The sequence below is a fragment of the Comamonas sp. CMM03 genome, from assembly GCF_019218715.1.
Lineage (GTDB): Bacteria > Pseudomonadota > Gammaproteobacteria > Burkholderiales > Burkholderiaceae_C > Comamonas > Comamonas terrigena.
In genome coordinates, this window is record NZ_JAHUXB010000003.1 from 1 (window position 1) to 17,945 (window position 17,945).

Sequence of the window (17,945 nt, forward strand, 5' to 3'; positions counted from 1 at the left end):
AAAGATTTCTCTTTCCTCATTACTGTTTTTGTGAGCGTTTGTTTAGTTCCGAAGAACATTTGGCAATCGCCTTCAAACGCCCACGCTTATCGGCTGTACATTTTTAATGATGCGATTCAAACCAGAATTTCTGTTTTGAATTCAGTCCGCTGTGATCAGCGAAGCCTTGTATTGTAGCACAACTTTCATCGTGCAGATCAAAGAATTTTTTGATCTTCCTGACCGCCGGAGCCGGTAGCTCTCAGCAGCGAAGCCTTGCATTGTACACCGAAATTTGAAGCTTTCCGGCGTCTCGCTGAAGACTCCACTTAGCAGCACTGCAAGGCAGTGCTGCTAAGCAAGGGAGCGAACTGTAGCAGGCTTTGATTGCCCTGCTGGCAAAAGGCTCAGCTTTTTTGCGCAATGGCCGCTTCCAGCGCATCCACAAAGAGCGCAGCGACATCACAGCCCATCTGGTCGGCGATCTCCTGGAAGCAGGTGGGGCTGGTGACATTGATCTCGGTGACACTGTCGCCGATCACGTCGACGCCCACCAGCAGCAGGCCCCGTTCCACCAGCACCGGCCCCAGGATGTCGGCGATCTGGCGGTCCCGTGCGGTCAGCGGACGGGCCACGCCCTTGCCGCCAGCCGCCAGGTTGCCACGCACCTCGTTGCCCTGGGGAATGCGGGCCAGGCAGTACGGCACCGGCTTGCCACCGATGATCAGCACCCGCTTGTCCCCATCGGCAATGGCGGGCAGGAAGCGCTGCACCATCACGCTGGTAGCGCCCTGGTGGTTCAGCGTCTCGATGATGCTGCCCAGGTTCATGCCGTCCTTACCGACACGGAAGATGCCCATGCCACCCATGCCATCCAGCGGCTTCAGGATGATGTCGCCATGCTCGGCATGGAAGGCGCGGATCTGGGCCGGATCGCGGGTCACCAGCGTGGGGCCCAGCAGCTGCGGGAACTCCATGATGGAGAGCTTTTCCGGGTGGTCCCGCAGTGCGGAGGGCTTGTTGAAGACCTTGGCGCCTTCCCGCTCGGCCTGGCTGAGCATGTGGGTGGCGTAGAAGAACTCACTGTCGAAGGGCGGATCCTTGCGCATCACAATGCCGTCAAAGTCGGCCAGCACCACCACGGACTCCTGCTCCACGGTGAACCAGCCGGGCTTTTCGCCGGTCAGGCGGATCTGGCGCACCATGGCCTGCACTTTGCCGCCGGTTTGCCAGGAGACATGCTGTGGCTCGCAGGCATAAATCACATGGCCGCGGGACTGGGCCTCACGCATCATGACGAAGGTGGAATCCTTCTTGATGTTGAAGGATTTCAGCGGATCGGCGATGAACAGCAGTTTCATGGGTATGCGGGCCTGGCCGGCCCGTGGTCAGCGATGAAAAAAGCAGCAGCCTCAGCTGCCACGACGCCCATACTTTTGCACAAACAGCGCCACCACGCCGGCAGCCACCCCCCAAAACGCCGAGCCCACTCCGGCTATCACCACGCCGCTGAGGGTGACGAGAAAGGTGATCAGTGCCGCTTCACGGTGGGTTTCGTCCCGCAGCGCACCGGCCAGCCCGCCGCCGATGCTGCCCAGCAGCGCCAGCCCGGCGATGGCCAGCACCAGCTCCTGCGGGAAGGCGATCAGCAGACCGGTGACCACGGCACCAAAGATGCCGATGACCATGTACATGGCGCCGCAGGCCACGGCCGCGGTGTAGCGCTTGTCCTTGTCTTCGTGCGCCTCCGGCCCCATGCAGATGGCCGCGGTGATGGCCGAGAAATTCAGCGCATAGCCACCGAACGGCGCCAGCAGCAGGCTGGCGATGCCGGTCATGCTGACCAGGCGCGAGACCGGCAGCTCATAGCCTGTGGCACGGATCACCGCCACGCCCGGCATGTTCTGCGAGGCCATGGTGACGACAAACAGCGGCAGCGCCAGGCTGACAAAGGCCTGCCAGGTGAATTGCGGTGCGGTGAACACCGGCAGCGCCAGCTCCCACTGCACACGGGACCATTCCATCTTGCCGCTGGCAGCCGCCCAGGCCACGCCCACCAGCAGTGTCAGCACTACGGCATAACGGGGCAGCAGGCGCCGCCCCAGCAGATAGGCTGCCAACATGGCCAGCACCATGCCCAGGGCGGTTTGTGCAGCACCAAAGGCCTGCAGGCCGAACCGGGCCAGCACCCCCGCCAGCAGGGCGGAGGCAATTTCCATGGGAATGCGGTCCATCAGCTTTTCGAACCAGCCGGTCACGCCGCACAGGGTGATCAGCGCGGCGCACACCAGGAATGCACCCACGGCCTCGGGCATGGTGAAGCTGCCGGCCATGCCCGCCGAGGCCAGCACCGCTGCTCCCGGCGTGGACCAGGCCACCATCACCGGCTTGCGCAGCCACAGCGAAGGCACTAGGCAGCACAGACCCACGCCCAGGCCCAGTGCCCACATCCACGAGGTGATTTGCGCCGGTGTGGCGCCAAAGGCCTGGGCCGCCTGGAACACCAGCGCCACAGAGCTGGTGAAGCCCACCAGCACGGCCACGAAACCTGCCGTGAAGGCAGACAAGCTCAGATCACGAAAGAAGCGCATGGCCGCAGATTCTGGCACCCGCCGGGACGCCAGGCTGACACCTGTGCGGCCGGCGATCACCGATTCATCAAAATCCATAGCTGCTCATGCGCTTGCAGATTGCATGGGCAGCGAACCGACCTGTGACAGCTTTTTTTCGGCCTCAGATGTGGACCTTGGTCCCCAGCTCCACCACCGCATTGGCCGGCAGGTGGAAGAAGCCCGCTACGCCACTGGCCCCGGCGTGCATCTGGGCGAACAGCTTCTCGCGCCACAGCGCCATGCGCCCCCCCATGCGGGGCACCACCACTTCCCGCGACAGGAAATAGCTGGTGCGCATGGGATCCAGCTTCCAGCCCGGCAGCTCGGCCGAGCGCAGCGCCTCGGGCACATTGGGGTCGTTCTTGAAACCGAAGTGCAGCACCACCTGCCAGCAGCCGGCGCCCAGCGCCTGCACCTGGGCACGCTGCTCCAGGCCGATCCACGGCACCTCGTGGTGGCGCAGCACCACAAACAGGTTTTGCGTGTGCAGCACCTTGTTGTGCTTCAGGTTGTGCAGCAGCGCCGGGGGTACCAGCCCTTCCTCGCTGGTGATGAAAACGGCCGTGCCATCCACCCGCTGCAACGGGTTGCCTTGCTGCAGACTCTCCAGAAAGCTTCCCAGGTCCACGGCTTCCGCGCGGTGCTGTTCGGACAGCAGGGTGCGGCCCAGGCGCCAGGTGCGCATCAGCAGGAAGACGCAGCCGGCGATCAGCAGCGGGAACCAGCCGCCGGCCGCCAGTTTGAGCGCATTGGAAGCGAAGAACAGCACATCCACCACAAAGAAGCAGCTGGTCGCCGCGACACACAGCCACAGCGGGTAGCGCCACAGGTAGCGGATGACGAAGAAGGTCAGCGTGGTGGTGATCAGCATGTCCAGCGTCACGGCCAGGCCATAGGCGGCGGCCAGGTTGTCGCTGGAGCGGAACATGATCACGGCCATAGCGATGGCAATGAACAGCGACCAGTTCACGAACGGCATGTAGATCTGGCCAGTGTCCTTGGTGCTGGTGTGCAGCACCGTCATGCGCGGCAGGTAGCCCAGCTGCATCACCTGCTTGGTGATGCTGAAGGCGCCGGAGATCAGCGCCTGCGAGGCGATCACCGTGGCCAGGGTGGCCAGCACCACCAGCGGCAGGGTGGCCCAGGACGGCGCCATCAGGAAGAAAGGGTTGCGCACGGCTTCCGGCTGGTCCAGCAGCAGCGCGCCCTGGCCCAGGTAGTTCAGCGTCAGCGCCGGCATCACCACCGAGAACCAGGCCAGCCGGATCGGTTTCTTGCCGAAGTGGCCCAGGTCGGCATACAGCGCCTCGGCCCCGGTCACGCACAGCACCACGGCCCCCAGCAGGATGAAGGCCGTGCCCGGCTGCGCCCGCACAAACTGCAGCGCATGCGTGGGCCACAGGGCACTCAGAATTTCGGGGTGGTGCACGATCTGGCCCAGGCCCAGCGCCGCCAGCACGCCAAACCACAGCAGCGTGATGGGGCCGAACCAGCGGCCGATGCTGGCCGTGCCTCGCTTTTGCAGCGTGAACAGCACCAGCAGCACCGCCAGTGTCAGCGGAATCACCACCGGGTGCAGACCGGGCGCCACCACCTCCAGGCCTTCCACGGCCGACAGCACCGAGATTGCGGGGGTGATCACCCCGTCGCCATAGAACAGGCTGGCGCCAAACAGGCCCACGGCCATCAGCACCGCATGCAGCCGCGGCTTGTCCTGCACCGCCTCGGACGCCAGGGCCAGCATGGCCACCAGACCGCCTTCGCCGCGGTTGTCGGCGCGCAGCACCAGCACCACGTACTTGAGGGAGACGATGACGGTCAGGGTCCAGAACAGCAGCGACAGCACGCCGTAGACATTGGCCGGGGTGTAGGCCACATGGCCGCTGCGGAAGACTTCTTTGACGGCATACAGCACGCTGGTGCCGATGTCGCCATAAACCACCCCAATGGCCCCCAGCGTCAGCGCGGCCAATGAAGATCGGGATGAGGTGTGCTGCATCCAATGCAAACCGGGCCCCACGGGCCCGGTCCTATCTGTGGAAATGCCGCCATTGTGCGCGAGGTGCTGGCAGTCTGCCAGCCACCCCATGGCGCCGTTCGATCAGCGAACAACGCCAACGCTCCCCGACGGTCAGTCGTAGATTTCGGCGTCCGGGTTGGTGGCTTCCAGCTCGTAGCTGGCAGCCAGCATGGCCAGGCGGGCGATCACGCCGTACATGTAGAAGCGGTTGGGCGCGCTGGCGCCGGCGCGGGCACCGATCTGCGGCAGCTGGGTGCTCTGCGGCGGGAAAGCCAGCGGCACAAAGCCCGAACCGGGGGCATTCAGGTTCTCGTCGATGCCGCGCTCCGGGTGCATGCGGTAGAAGCCGCCCACCACGTAGCGGTCCATCATGTAGACCACGGGCTCGGCCACGGCATTGTTCATGCGCTCGTAGGTCAGCACGCCTTCCTGCACCAGCACATCGTGCACCGGCTGGCCGTCCTTGATGACGCCCATCTTGTTGCGGGTGCGCTTGTCCTTCAGGGCTTCCAGCTCCTTGGCGTCGCGCACGGTCATCACGCCCATGCCGTAGGTGCCGTTGTCGGCCTTGACCACGACGAACGGCTTTTCCTTGATCCCGTACTCCTTGTACTTGCGGCGCACCTTGGTGATGGTGGCATCCACCTGCACCGCCAGCTGGTCCAGGCCTGTGCCCTCGACAAAGTCGATGTTCTCGCATTTGCTGAACACCGGATTGATCAGCCAGGGGTCGATCCCCAGCAGCTTGCCGAAGCGCTTGGAGACTTCTTCGTAGCTCTGGAAATGGCGGCTCTTGCGGCGCACGCTCCAGCCCGCATGCAGCGGCGGCAGCAGGAACTGCTCGTACAGCTCTTCCAGAATGCCTGGGGCGCCGGCCGACAGGTCGTTGTTCAGCAAGATGGTGCAGGGGTCGAAATTCTTCAGCCCCAGGCGGCGCTTGGTGCGCAGCGCCGGCTCCAGCGTGATGGTGTCGCCATGCGGCAGCTTGATTTCGGTGAGCTTCTTGATGTCGGGACTGACCGAGCCGATGCGCACATTCAGACCCGCCATGCGGAAAATGCGTTGCAACTGCAGAATGTTGCTCAGATACGACGGATTCTTCTGCTGATTTTCCGGAATGATCAACAGATTGCGCGCTTCCGGACAGATTTTCTCGATCGCGGCCATCGCTGCCTGCACGGCCAAGGGCAGCATTTCGTCGGTCAGATTGTTCCAGCCACCGGGGAACAGGTTGGTGTCCACCGGCGCCAGCTTGAAGCCCGCATTGCGGATGTCCACCGAGCAATAGAACGGCGGCGTGTGCTCCATCCACTCGAGGCGGAACCAGCGCTCGATGGCTGGCATGGAGTCGATGATGCGCTGCTCGAGCTCGTTGATCGGGCCGGTCAAAGCTGTGATGAGATGTGGAACCATGAAACCCTCAAGAGACGGTAGTGACCCAGATTTTAGGGACTTGCGAAACGAATAGGGGTAAACCCTCAACCTTTGCCACAACCAAGTACGTACTCACCTTCTCCAGAAAGAAGGTGTTAGCAGCGCCAGAAAACTCAGTATTTCCAGCCGCCCCAGCAGCATGCCCAGGGTACAGACCCAGACCTGGAAGTCATTGAGCACCGCATAGGTGGACGAGGGCCCAATGCTACCGAGTCCCGGGCCCGTGCAGTGCACACTGGCGACCACGGCAGAGAATGCGGTGATTGGATCCAGATCGCTGAGCATCAGCAGCATGCTCAGCACAATGATGGTGCCGCCATACACCAGCATAAAGGCCAGCACCGAAAAAATCATGCGGTGGTCCACCACGCTGCGCCCCAGCAACACCGGCTGGACGGCACGCGGGTGCACCAGGCGCGTCAGCTCCAGCCGCGCCTGCTTCACCAGGATCAGCATGCGCACCATCTTGATGCCGCCGCCGGTCGACCCGGCGCTGGTGGCCACGCCGGACAGGAAGAGCATGAACACCGGCGCGAACACCGGCCAGGTCAGGTAGTCGGCCGTGGCAAAGCCGGTGGTGGTGGCCACCGATATCGTGTTGAACACCCCGTAGCGCAATGCATCCACCGGGCCATACACGCCCTTGACCCACAGCAGCAGCGCCACCAGCAGGCCGCTGCCCAGCAGCACGCCGAGGGTGGCACGCATTTCCGGGTCCTGCCAAAAGCCGCGCCAGTGCCCTTTGCGCAGGGCCACGAAGTACAGCGCGAAATTGCAGCTGGCCATCAGCATGAACACCAGCGTGATGCCTTCGATCACCGGCGAGTTGTAAAAACCCAGGCTCGCATCGTGCGAGGACAGCCCGCCCAGGCTGACCGTGGTGAACATGTGCATCACCGCATCCAGCGGTGTCATGCCCGCCAGCCAGAACGCCAACGCGCAGCTGATAGAGAACACGGCATACACGCCCCACAGCCCTTTGGCCGTCCCTGTGATGCGCGGCGTGAGCTTGGTGTCCTTGACCGGGCCCGCGGCCTCGGCACGGAACAGCTGGCTCCCCCCCACGCCGAGCAGCGGCAAGATGGCCACGGCCAGAATCAGAATCCCCATGCCGCCCAGCCATTGCAGAAACGTGCGCCAGATGTTCAGGGACACGGGCAGCGCATCCAGCCCGGACAGGACGGTGGCACCCGACGTGGTCAACCCGGATACGGCCTCGAAATAGGCATGGGTGAAGGACAGCGACCGCCCCAGCTCCGCATAGGCCAGCTGCAGCGGCACGCTGGCGCACAGTGGTAGAAAGACCCAGACCAAAGTCACCAGAATCACGCCATGGCGCGGCTGCAGCTCTCTGCGGTAACGCTCCATGCAGGCCCACAGCAGGGCGCCTGCCAGCACCGTGCCGCCCAGCGACCACAGCCAGACCAGCCACATGCCATCGCGCAGAAACCAGGACACTGCCAGCGGCAGCCCCATGGACAGGCCGAACATCACCATCAAAGCGCCCAGCAGGCGCAGAACGGGTAACAGGTCACGCATGGCGGCCTCGGTCCGATCAGAAGAAGGTGGCGCTCACGCGGAACAACTTCTCCACGTCTTGCACCAGGCGCTTGTTGGGCAGGAAGAAGACCACGTGGTCATTGCTCTCGATCACCGTGTGGCTGCGCGGAATGATGACCTGGGGCTCGCCTGCCACGGTCTCGGACGGGTCCGCGGCATGTTCGCCCTGCTCCGGCAGGCCGCGCACGATCAGGCCGATGTGCACCTCCGGCGGCAGCTTCAGCTCCTCCACCCGGCGGCCCACCACGCGCGAGCTCTTGCGGTCACCGCGGGCCACAATCTCCAGCGCCTCGGCCACCCCCCGGCGCAGGCTGTGCACGGCCTGCACATCGCCCCGGCGCACGTGGGCCAGCAGCTCGCCCAGCATGGCCTGTGCGGGGGACAGTGCAATATCGATCTGCGTGCCGTGCATCAGATCCGCATAGGTGCGGCGGTTGATCAGCGCCAGCACCCGCGTGGCCCCCAGCCGCTTGGCCAGCAGACAGGCCATGATGTTGTTTTCATCGTCGTTGGTCAGCGCCAGGAACAGGTCCACATCTTCGATGCTTTCATCGTCGAGCAGATCCTCGTCGGTGGCATCCCCCTGCAGCACCAGCACGTCCTCGGGCAGCGATGCGGCCAGCTCCATGCAGCGCTGGGGGTTCATTTCAAGGATCTTGATGTGAAAGCGTCCTGGCTCCTGGGCCAGCTGCGCCGCCAGCCGCTGGCTCACGCGCCCGCCGCCGGCCATCATGATGCGCCGCACCGGCCGCGCCGGCTGGCCGGCGGGGCGGTGCATGGCCGCCAGGATTTCCGGCAGGTTTTCCCTGGCAGACAGTATGAAGACTTCATCACCCGGCTCGATCAGCGTGCTGCCATCGCAGCGCACAAAGCGATCGGGTTCGTCGGCAAAGCGCCGGTAGATGGCCACGATGCGCAGCCCCATTTCGGGGTTGTGCAGCCGCAGCTCACCAATACGCAGACCCACGGCCGCAGCCCCCATGCGGGCCCGCACCGATGCCAGACAGGCACGGCCGCCGGCAAATTCGCGCACCTGCAGCGCCTCCGGGTATTCGGTGAGCTTGCCGATGTAGCGGGTCAGCGAGGCTTCGGGGCAGATGATGGCGTCCGCGCCCAGGCCATCCTTGCCTAGCACCACATCGTCGGCGCCAAAGCTGGACGAGCGCACCCGCGCAATGCGCGTGGGGATGTTGAACAGCAACTGCCCCAGCTTGCAGCACACCAGATTGGTCTCATCCAGCGCGGCGCAGGCAATCAGGAGGTCGGTGTCGGCCGCACCGGCCTCGGCCAGCACCTGCGGGTCGATCCCGCTGCCCACCACGCCGCGCAGGTCGAACCGACCTTCCAGATCGCGCAGCCGCGTGGCATCCGTGTCGATCACGGTGATGTCGTTGCGCTCCGAGACCAGGCTTTCGGCCACGCTGTACCCCACGCGGCCGGCTCCCAGGATGATGATTTTCATGCTGCGCTGTTGATGGTTGTGACGGTGTGTGCCAGGCCGCCCCGGCACGGGAGGCGACTTTAGCCGCGCACCTGGCCTTCGCCCAGCACGATGTATTTGAGCGAGGTCAGGCCTTCGATGCCCACCGGCCCACGCGCATGGAACTTGTCGGTGCTGATGCCGATTTCGGCACCCAGCCCGTACTCGAACCCGTCGGCAAAGCGCGTGCTGGCATTGACCATCACGCTGGCGGAATCCACCTCGCGCAGGAACTGCTGGGCGTGCATATGGTCCCGCGTCAGAATGGCTTCGGTGTGACCGCTGGAGTAGCGGTTGATGTGGGCAATGGCCTCGTCCACACCGGCCACCACCTTCACGCTGATGATGGGAGCCAGGTATTCCTCGCTCCAGTCCTGCTCGGTCGCCGCCACCAGCTTGGCGCCGGGCACCTGCTGCAAAATGGCCAGCGCTTCGGCATCGCCGCGCATCTCCACCCCCTTGGCCGCGTAGATGGCGCCGATCTGCGGCAGAAAGTCCGCCGCCACGCCACGCGCCACCACCAGGCTTTCGCTGGCGTTGCAGGGGCTGTACTTCTGGGTCTTGGCATTGTCGGCCACGGTCACGGCCATGGCGATGTCGCAAGGGTCGTCCACGTAGGTGTGGCAATTGCCGTCCAGGTGCTTGATGACCGGCACCTTGGCCTCGCGGCTGATGCGCTCGATCAGGCTCTTGCCGCCGCGCGGGATGATCACGTCCACATACGCGGGCATGGCGATCAGATGGCCCACGGCCTCCCGGTCGGTGGTCTGCACCAGTTGCACGGCGTTTTCCGGCAGGCCGGCTTCGAGCAGGGCCTGGGCCACCAGCCGGGCCAAAGCCTTGTTGGATTCGATCGCTTCCGAGCCGCCCCGCAAGATGCAGGCATTGCCGCTCTTGATCGACAGGCTGGCCGCTTCAATGGTCACGTTCGGGCGGCTTTCGTAGATCATGCCGAACACGCCGATGGGCACGCGCATCTGGCCCACCCGGATGCCGCTGGGCATCTGCTTCATGCCGAGGATCTCGCCAATCACATCCGGCATGGCTGCCAGCTGTTCGCAGCCCTGGGCGCAGGTCTCCAGCACCTTGGGGGTCAGGCGCAGGCGGTCCACCATCGGGGCCGACAGGCCGTTGGCCACAGCACGCTCCAGGTCCTTGGCGTTGTCGACCTGCAGCGGCTCCACCTGCTCCCGCAGCAGACGGGCCAGGGCCAGCAAGGCCTTGTTTTTCACAGCAGCGTTCGCCCGTGCCATCTGGGCGGAAGCCACTTTTGCTTGCAGACCCAGGGTCTGCATGGTTTCGGCAATATTCAGCGCGTTCATGCCCCGATTCTCGCCGAGTTGCCCGCCCAGGGGGTGGAATGCACGGCCATGCCCTGGGGGCGCAGTGCAGGACCTACACTGCTGCGACCATTGACCCCGCCTTGCGGCGCCTGCCATGCACTCTGCTCCCCCCGACACCCTTCTGGCTGCCCAGCAACTGGCGCAGCTACGCACCGGCTTTGCCCAGCTGGCGCAGCAACAGCTGTCCGCCGCGGCACTGGGTGCCCAGGCCCGAGCCAGCGGTGCCCTGCTGACCACCCTGCCCCCGCGCTATGCCGAGGTACTGCTGAACCTGCTGGACCGGCTGGAGGCCAGCGCACTGTTTTCCGAGGAAAGCTGCTCCTTCAGCCAGAAAGATCTGTTCGACACACTGGAACAATGGGCCGACAAGGCCCAGGCACGGCTGGCAGCGGGGACCTGAGCCAGCGCCTGCAGCTTCTGCTCCGAAAACCTGGACCCTGGCCGCCGCCTTACGCGCACCGGAGGCAGCGCGCCGTCAACGGGCCGCCGAGCGCTGTCCTTGCGCGGTCTGCACCAGGTCCATCGCCAGCCTGCGCAGCGCCTGCCAGCCATCCTGCGGCCAACCGGGTGCCGGCAGGCCTTTGATGATGCCGTCCACCACATGGGCGGAATGCAGCAGCCGGGCAGCGGCAGCATCGCTCAGGCGCGGCAGGATGCGCTCGAACAGGCGCTCCTTCACGCCCCAGATGCGCTGCGCCCGCAGTGCCATTGGCAGCGGCTGGCCGTTTGCCATGGCATCGCGCACGCGCTTGAGGGCCCGGATATCTTCGGCCAGCGTCCAGTGCACCAGCACCTCGGCCGCGCCTTCGGCCTGCAGACCGTCGAGCATGCGCACCACGCGCGCCAGCTGTCCGGAGAGCACCGCCTCGGACAGCTTGAAGACGTCGTAACGCGCCACATTCAGCACCGCCTGTTCGACCTGGGCCAGGCTCAGCTCCCCCTGGGGGTAGAGCAGACCCAGCTTCTGGATCTCCTGGTGGGCCGCCAGCAGATTGCCTTCCACCCGGTCGGCAAAGAACTGCAGCGTGCGCTGCCCTTCCTCGCCCGACACCACGCGCTGACCCTGCTGGGCCAGGCGCTGGGCAATCCACGGCGGCAGCGTGCCCCGTTCGATGGTGTCGATCTGCACCGTCACCCCATGGGCTTCCAGCGCGGCGAACCAGGCACCGCTCTTGGTCTGCTTGTCCAGGCGCGGCAGGGTGACGATGGTCAGGGTGTTGTCGTCCTGCGCCGCCTGGGCAGCCAGTTGCTGGATGGCAGCGCTGCCGTCCTTGCCCGGTTTGCCGGACGGGATGCGGATTTCCACCATCTGCTTGTCGGCAAACAGGCTCAGCGAACCGCCTGCCGCCAGGACCGCACTCCAGTCGAAATGCGCACCCGCCACGGTGTAGACGCTGCGTTCGGTGTGCCCCTGCGCGCGCGCCGCCGCCCGAATCGCATCGGCCGCCTCCTGCTGCTGCAGCGGCTCGTCCCCATGCAGGGTATAGAGCGGACGCAGCCCTTTTTGCAGGTGCGCCCCCAGCTGGTTGAACGCCAGTTGCATGGACCGCCGATCAGGATGCGGCCGTCGGCTGGGCCGAGGACAGACGCCGCATCACCTGCTGCACCAGGTCAGACTGCATGGTTTTGTACAGCACGGCGGCTTCTTGCTCCTTGGCCAGCGCCAGGTTTTCGTCGTAGCTCAGGTCGCGCTCCAGCTCCAGCTCGGTGGGTGGAATCCACTCCACACCATCTGCGCCGGTCAGGCTGAACGTCATGCGGTAGCGCAGCGTCAGCTCGCGCACCTGGCCGGCCGCGTTCTTGCTGATGATGATGCGGTCATTGCGCTCGCCCAGCAGCTTCCAGACCACCTGGGCCTCGTCCGGGCGCCGCGGTGCCCGCAGCACCTTGAGCTTGTCTCCGGCCGTGGCCAGGTTGCGTTCCAGCTCGCGTGCAAATGCGGAACGGCCGTCCGCCTGCAGATAGATGGAGGTGAATTGGAATTCCGGCACCCCGCGCAGGCGGAAGCCGCAGGCCGACACCAGCGGTGCCAGTGCCATCAGGGAAAGCAGCGTGCGCTTGCGCATGGGGGCTCCTTCTCGCTTTGTATCGCGTCAGACGACGACGTTGACCAGACGGCCCGGCACCACGATCACCTTCTTGGGTGTCGCACCCAGGATGAATTTCTGTGCCTCCTCGTTGGCCAGGGCCACCGCTTCGATCTGCGCCTTGTCGGCTGCCGCCGGCACCAGGATGGAGCCGCGCAGCTTGCCGTTGACCTGCAGCATCAGCTCCAGCTCATCCTGCACCAGGGCCGATGCATCCACCTGGGGCCAGGCGGCATCCAGCAGATCGCCCTGCTTGTTGGCGTAGCCCAGCTCGCTCCACATCACATGGGTCAGGTGCGGAGTGGCGGGGTAGAGCACGCGCAGCAGGATGCCAAAGCTTTCAATCACGGCGATCTGGCCGTCGGCCGTGTCCGTGGCCTTGAAGCTTTCCAGCGCGTTGATCATCTTCATCGCGCCCGACACCACGGTGTTGTACTGCATGCGGCTGTAGTCGTATTCCACCTGCTTGAGCACGGTGTGGATCTCCAGGCGCAGGGCCTTGGCATCCTTGCCGAACTGCACCTGCGACAGATCCGTCAGGCCGCTGGTGGCCTCCTGCGCGGCCGCGTAGTCCAGCTCGAGCAGCTTGTGGCCGAAGTTGTAGACGCGGCGCAGGAAGCGGTAGCTGCCTTCCACACCGGCATCGTTCCACTCCAGCGTCAGCTCGGGCGGGGCCGTGAACATGGTGTACAGGCGGGCCGTGTCGGCGCCGTACTTCTCGATCAGCTCCTGCGGATCGATACCGTTGTTCTTGGACTTGGACATGGTGCCCACGCCCTCGTAGTCGATGGCCGTACCCACAGGCAGCATGCCGTCGGCACTGTCCACCGCGTTCTTGAGCTTGGCGCCGATGACCTTGCCGCCTTCGTCCAGCACATGCTCCACATCCTTGGGCCAGAAGTATTCCTTGGCGCCCTTGGCGGTGCGGCGGCTGTAGATGTGGTTGAGCACCATGCCTTGCGTGAGCAGCTTGGTGAAGGGCTCGTCGATCTTGAGCAGGCCCAGATCGCGCATGACCTTGGTCCAGAAGCGTGCGTACAGCAAGTGCAGGATGGCGTGCTCCACGCCACCGATGTACTGGTCCATGGGCATCCAGTAGTCGGCGCCGCCGGCCACCATCTGCTCGCTGTTCTTCGCGTCGCAATAGCGCATGAAGTACCACGAACTGTCCACAAAGGTGTCCATGGTGTCGGTTTCGCGGCGGGCAGGCTTGCCGCAGCAGGGGCAGACCACACCGGCGTGGAAGGCTTCGCTCTTGACCAGCGGGTTGCCGGAACCGTCGGGCACCAGATCCTGCGGCAGCACCACAGGCAGGTCTTTTTCCGGCACCGGCTGGGCACCGCAGTCTTCGCAGTGGATGATGGGGATGGGGGTGCCCCAGTAACGCTGGCGGCTGATACCCCAGTCGCGCAGACGCCAGGTGGTCTTGAGCTCGCCCAGGCCCTTGTCGGCCAGCACCTTGGCCACGGCCTGCACGCCGTCCTGGTAGTTCAGACCATCGAACGCGCCGGAATGGATGAGTACGCCGCGTTCCTTGTCGCCGTACCAGTCGTGCCAGGTCTTGCTGTCGTACGCATCCTGGCCCGCCACGGTCACCACCTGCTGGATGGGCAGGTTGTACTTGTTGGCAAAGGCGAAATCCCGCTCGTCATGGGCAGGCACGCCCATCACGGCACCATCGCCATAGCTCATCAGCACATAGTTGCCGATCCACACCTCGACTTGCGCGCCAGTGATGGGGTGGGTGACGAACAGGCCGGTGGGCTTGCCTTCCTTTTCCTTGACGGCCAGTTCCGCCTCGGTCGTGCCGCCCTTCTTGCATTCTTCAATGAAGGCAGCCAGTTCGGGCTTGGACGCCGCGGCATGCTGGGCCAGCGGGTGTTCGGGCGCCACCGCGCAGAAGGTCACGCCCATGACGGTGTCGGCACGGGTGGTGAAGACGAACATCTTGCCGTCCTGGATCAGCTGGCCGTCCGCGCCCTGGATGGTGTGGGTGAACGCAAAGCGCACACCGGCCGACTTGCCGATCCAGTTTTCCTGCATCAGGCGCACCTTGTCGGGCCATCCGGTCAGGGTGGCCTTGTCGTTGCCCATCTGCACATGGTCCAGCAGCTCTTGCGCGTAGTTGGTGATGGCCAGGTAGTAGCCCGGGATCTCGCGCTTTTCCACCAGCGCGCCGGTGCGCCAGCCGCGGCCGTCGATCACCTGCTCATTGGCCAGCACGGTCTGGTCCACCGGGTCCCAGTTCACGGTCTGGGTCTTGCGGTAGGCCACGCCCTTTTCCAGCATCTTCAGGAACAACCACTGGTTCCACTTGTAGTAGTCGGGGTCGCAGGTGGCGATCTCGCGGCTCCAGTCGATGGCCAGCCCCATGGCCTGCATCTGCTTTTTCATGTACGCGATGTTCTCGTACGTCCACTTGGCAGGCGGCACCTTGTTCTTCAGCGCAGCGTTCTCGGCAGGCAGACCGAATGCATCCCAGCCCATGGGCATCAAGACGTTGTAGCCCTTCATGCGCAGCTGGCGCGAGAGCATGTCGTTGATGGTGTAGTTGCGCACGTGGCCCATGTGCAGCTTGCCGCTGGGGTAGGGCAGCATGGAGCAGGCGTAGTACTTGGGCTTGCTGTCGTCTTCGGTGACGCGGTAGGCGTCCTGTGCGGTCCAATGGGCGTGCGCGGCGCGCTCCACCTCGATGTGGTTGTATTTGTCTTGCATGGAACTGGGGGTTGGTGCTGCAGTCACAATACTGCCTTCGCCCGGATTTTAGGCTGTGGGCGCATCCCCCTTGCTGCACTGGGCGACAGGCCCTGCCGCCGGCACTGCCCGGCACCGCGCCCCTCCCCCCGTTTTTGACCCTGCAGGCCCCGCCGTCACCGGCCCCGGGCCGATTCTGGCTTTTCGTGACCTTGACCGATTTTTCCTTCTACACCGAGCTCGCACCGCGCTACCAGGCCGCCGTGGGCCTGTGCCTGCTGGCCGTGCTGGCCTTCGCCCTGCGCCTGGTGATCCAGGGCGTGCTGCTGCATTTTGTGCGCCTATGGCGCAAGACCCTGCCCGCCACCAGCTGGACCCAGATCCTGCTGCACGACCATGTGCTGGTCCGGCTGGCCAAGATCGTCCCGTCGGTGGTGATCCAGATCGGCATCGACGCCGTGGCGCAGTTGCCCGCTCCGCTCAGCCAGACCATCGGCAACTTCGCCACCGCCTTCACGGTCTACCACCTGGTGCGTGCCGTGGCGGAGCTGCTCAACGAGATCAATGCCGCCCACGACCGGCATGACGGCCCCAAGGCCACGCACACCCATTCCATCAAAAGCTATGTGCAGCTGGGCAAGCTGGTGGCCTACATCCTCGGCGCGCTGCTGATTGCGGCCGCCATCCTGAACCGCTCGCCGCTGCTGCTGCTGTCCGGCCTGGGCGCCATGTCGGCCGTGTTGATGCTGGTGTTCAAGGACACCATCATGTCCTTTGTGGCGGGCGTGCAGATCGGCACCAACGACATGCTGCGCGTGGGCGACTGGATCGAAATGCCCCAGGTGGGGGCCGACGGCTTCGTGGTGGACATTGCACTGAACACCGTCAAGGTGCAGAACTTCGACAAGACCATCACCACCATCCCCACCTGGAAACTGATGAGCGACAGCTTCAAGAACTGGCGCGGCATGGCCAATTCGGGGGCGCGCCGCATCATGCGCGCCCTGCCCCTTGACGCCAGCACCGTGCACCTGCTGACCCCGTCGGAGCGCAGCCAGCTGGAGCACATCCCGCTGCTGCAGGACTACTGGCATGCCGAACGCGGCCTGTTGCCCATTCCCAGCGGCATGGAGACCAGCCTGCCGCTGGCCCCGGTGCCCCCCGACCAGGTGACCAATCTGGCTGCCTTCAAAGCCTATGCCTATGCCTACTTGGTGGCCCATCCCGGCATTGCCAAAGGCCCGGGCATGTTCCTGCTGGCCCGCACGCTGGAGCCGACCCCTACCGGCCTGCCGCTGCAGCTGTACTGCTACACCGCCACCACCGTGTGGCTGGAGTACGAAACCATCCAGGGCGCCATCTTCGACCACCTGATCGGCATGCTGCCGCAGTTCGGCCTGCAGCTGTACCAGCGCTCTTCGGACTTCGGCAGCCGCCAGCTGGCCAGTGCGCTCAACGCGCACTGAGCGGAGCCAGAGCACCGCGCACGCTGCGTTCCGGGCGGTCTACGGCGCCGCAGCCGGTACCGGTTGCGCCACAAAGCCGATGCGGCCCAGCCCTGCCGCGTGGGCCCAGCCCATGACCTGCACCACACGGCCATAGGGCACGGCGGTGTCGGCTTTGAGCTGCAGCTCGGCCTGCGGGTCCTGCGCGGCCAGTGCCGCCAGCCGCTGGCGCACCGCCGCTTCGTCCACCGCCTCGGTGCCGATATGCAGCGCGCCCTGCGCGTCCAGCTCCAGCGCCAGCGACGGGGTCTGCGCCGGTGGCGCGGCCTTCACCCCCTCGGCCTGGGGCAGTTGCACCCGCAGCGTGGCCGCCAGAATGGGGGCAGCCAGAATGAAGATCACCACCAGCACCAGCATCACATCCACCAGCGGCGTGACATTGATGCCGGCCACCGGCTGCGCCTGGGTCCGGGAAACAAAGCGTCCGAATGCCATGGCCGCCCTTCAGTGCGCCCAGGGACGCAGCCCGTAGGCCCGCGCCACCCCTGCCGTCATGCCGGTGCCTGCATCAGGCGCTGCACCAGCCGAGGGAAGGCGCCTCAGGCCGTTCACAAAAGCGCTCATCGCCGGCCCGCAAAATGCGCATGCAAATCGTGTGCAAAGCCGTCCAGTGCTTCGTCCAGCAGGGCGATGCTGCGGCCAAACAGGTTGTAGGCCAGCGCGGCAGGGATGGCCACCGCCAGACCGGCAGCGGTCATCACCAGGGCCTCGCCCACCGGCCCGGCCAGCTGGTCCAGCGACACCTGCTGCACGCCGGTCAGCGCCGCCAGCGCATGGTGAATGCCCCAGACCGTGCCCAACAGGCCCACAAAGGGCGCCAGCGCGCTGATGGAAGCCAGCATGGTCTGGCCCCATTGCAGACGCGCGCCCACCTGCTGCAACGCGACACGCAGATGGCGCATCAGCCGGTCCCCCTGCGCGGACTGGCCCGCCAGGGTAGCCTCTGCCGATGCTTCGGTCCGTGCCGTCTGCACCGCCTGCACCAGGGGCAGCAGCCAGGGTCCCTGCTTTTCCAGCAGCCCCCGGGCAAAGGGCAGATCGGCAGCCTGCCAGAACGCATCCATGGCCTGCGGTGCCTGGCGACGGCGGCGCACCAGCCCCACCAGCTGCACCAGAATCACCACCCAGCTGGCCACGGACATGGCCAGCAGCAGCACCGCCGTGCCCCGGGTGACCGCGTCACCTTGCGCCAGCCATTGCCAACGTGCGTCCATAAGCAGCTCCTGGAAGA

The 17,945-nt window shown here is 65.2% G+C and carries 14 protein-coding genes; 2 read left to right on the top strand and 12 right to left on the bottom strand.

The window, feature by feature from the left end:
- Positions 1 to 386: 386 nt before the first annotated feature.
- The 7 genes from gshB to KW830_RS10835 all read right to left on the bottom strand — a co-directional run bounded on the left by gshB (position 387) and on the right by KW830_RS10835 (position 10,407).
- On the bottom strand, positions 387 to 1,340 hold the full coding sequence (gene gshB, locus KW830_RS10805) for a glutathione synthase (RefSeq protein WP_218333179.1): 954 nt from the start codon (positions 1,338 to 1,340) through the stop codon (positions 387 to 389).
- A 51-nt stretch (positions 1,341 to 1,391) separates the two neighbouring features.
- Positions 1,392 to 2,570, bottom strand: a complete 1,179-nt coding sequence (locus KW830_RS10810; RefSeq protein WP_218333180.1) for a benzoate/H(+) symporter BenE family transporter — start codon at positions 2,568 to 2,570, stop codon at positions 1,392 to 1,394.
- A 142-nt stretch (positions 2,571 to 2,712) separates the two neighbouring features.
- Positions 2,713 to 4,590, bottom strand: a complete 1,878-nt coding sequence (locus KW830_RS10815; protein WP_066537867.1) for a potassium transporter Kup — start codon at positions 4,588 to 4,590, stop codon at positions 2,713 to 2,715.
- 132 nt (positions 4,591 to 4,722) lie between these two features.
- Positions 4,723 to 6,024, bottom strand: a complete 1,302-nt coding sequence (gshA, locus tag KW830_RS10820; RefSeq protein ID WP_066537869.1) for a glutamate--cysteine ligase — start codon at positions 6,022 to 6,024, stop codon at positions 4,723 to 4,725.
- A gap of 93 nt (positions 6,025 to 6,117) precedes the next feature.
- Entirely contained in the window at positions 6,118 to 7,584 is a 1,467-nt protein-coding gene (locus KW830_RS10825) for a TrkH family potassium uptake protein (protein ID WP_066537870.1), read from the bottom strand.
- 16 nt (positions 7,585 to 7,600) lie between these two features.
- Entirely contained in the window at positions 7,601 to 9,067 is a 1,467-nt protein-coding gene (gene trkA, locus KW830_RS10830; RefSeq protein ID WP_066537871.1) for a Trk system potassium transporter TrkA, read from the bottom strand.
- Positions 9,068 to 9,126: 59 nt separating this feature from the next.
- A complete protein-coding gene (locus tag KW830_RS10835; protein WP_218333181.1) occupies positions 9,127 to 10,407 on the bottom strand; it encodes a glutamate-5-semialdehyde dehydrogenase in 1,281 nt (426 codons plus the stop codon).
- Between the two features lie 115 nt (positions 10,408 to 10,522).
- Between KW830_RS10835 and KW830_RS10840 the strand changes: the two genes are divergently transcribed.
- Positions 10,523 to 10,828: a hypothetical protein gene (locus tag KW830_RS10840; protein ID WP_066537876.1), complete on the top strand. Its 306-nt coding sequence runs from the start codon at positions 10,523 to 10,525 to the stop codon at positions 10,826 to 10,828.
- Positions 10,829 to 10,903: 75 nt separating this feature from the next.
- On the opposite strand, the gene holA is transcribed toward KW830_RS10840, so the two are convergent.
- The 3 genes from holA to leuS are packed head-to-tail and all read right to left on the bottom strand — an operon-like array spanning position 10,904 to position 15,230.
- A complete protein-coding gene (holA, locus tag KW830_RS10845; RefSeq protein ID WP_218333182.1) occupies positions 10,904 to 11,971 on the bottom strand; it encodes a DNA polymerase III subunit delta in 1,068 nt (355 codons plus the stop codon).
- A 10-nt stretch (positions 11,972 to 11,981) separates the two neighbouring features.
- The gene (gene lptE / locus KW830_RS10850) at positions 11,982 to 12,494 is read right to left on the bottom strand and encodes an LPS assembly lipoprotein LptE (RefSeq protein WP_066537881.1); all 513 of its coding nucleotides are present in this window, start codon (positions 12,492 to 12,494) and stop codon (positions 11,982 to 11,984) included.
- A 27-nt stretch (positions 12,495 to 12,521) separates the two neighbouring features.
- Positions 12,522 to 15,230: a leucine--tRNA ligase gene (leuS, locus tag KW830_RS10855; protein WP_218333183.1), complete on the bottom strand. Its 2,709-nt coding sequence runs from the start codon at positions 15,228 to 15,230 to the stop codon at positions 12,522 to 12,524.
- A gap of 191 nt (positions 15,231 to 15,421) precedes the next feature.
- Here leuS and KW830_RS10860 point away from each other — a divergent pair, with 191 nt between their 5' ends.
- Entirely contained in the window at positions 15,422 to 16,675 is a 1,254-nt protein-coding gene (locus KW830_RS10860; protein WP_370626116.1) for a mechanosensitive ion channel family protein, read from the top strand.
- Between the two features lie 39 nt (positions 16,676 to 16,714).
- Here the strand turns inward: KW830_RS10860 and KW830_RS10865 are convergent, their stop codons facing one another.
- Both KW830_RS10865 and KW830_RS10870 read right to left on the bottom strand, forming a co-directional pair.
- Positions 16,715 to 17,149, bottom strand: a complete 435-nt coding sequence (locus KW830_RS10865; protein ID WP_218333184.1) for a biopolymer transporter ExbD — start codon at positions 17,147 to 17,149, stop codon at positions 16,715 to 16,717.
- A gap of 125 nt (positions 17,150 to 17,274) precedes the next feature.
- Positions 17,275 to 17,928: a MotA/TolQ/ExbB proton channel family protein gene (locus KW830_RS10870; protein WP_218333185.1), complete on the bottom strand. Its 654-nt coding sequence runs from the start codon at positions 17,926 to 17,928 to the stop codon at positions 17,275 to 17,277.
- Between the last annotated feature and the right edge of the window lie 17 nt (positions 17,929 to 17,945).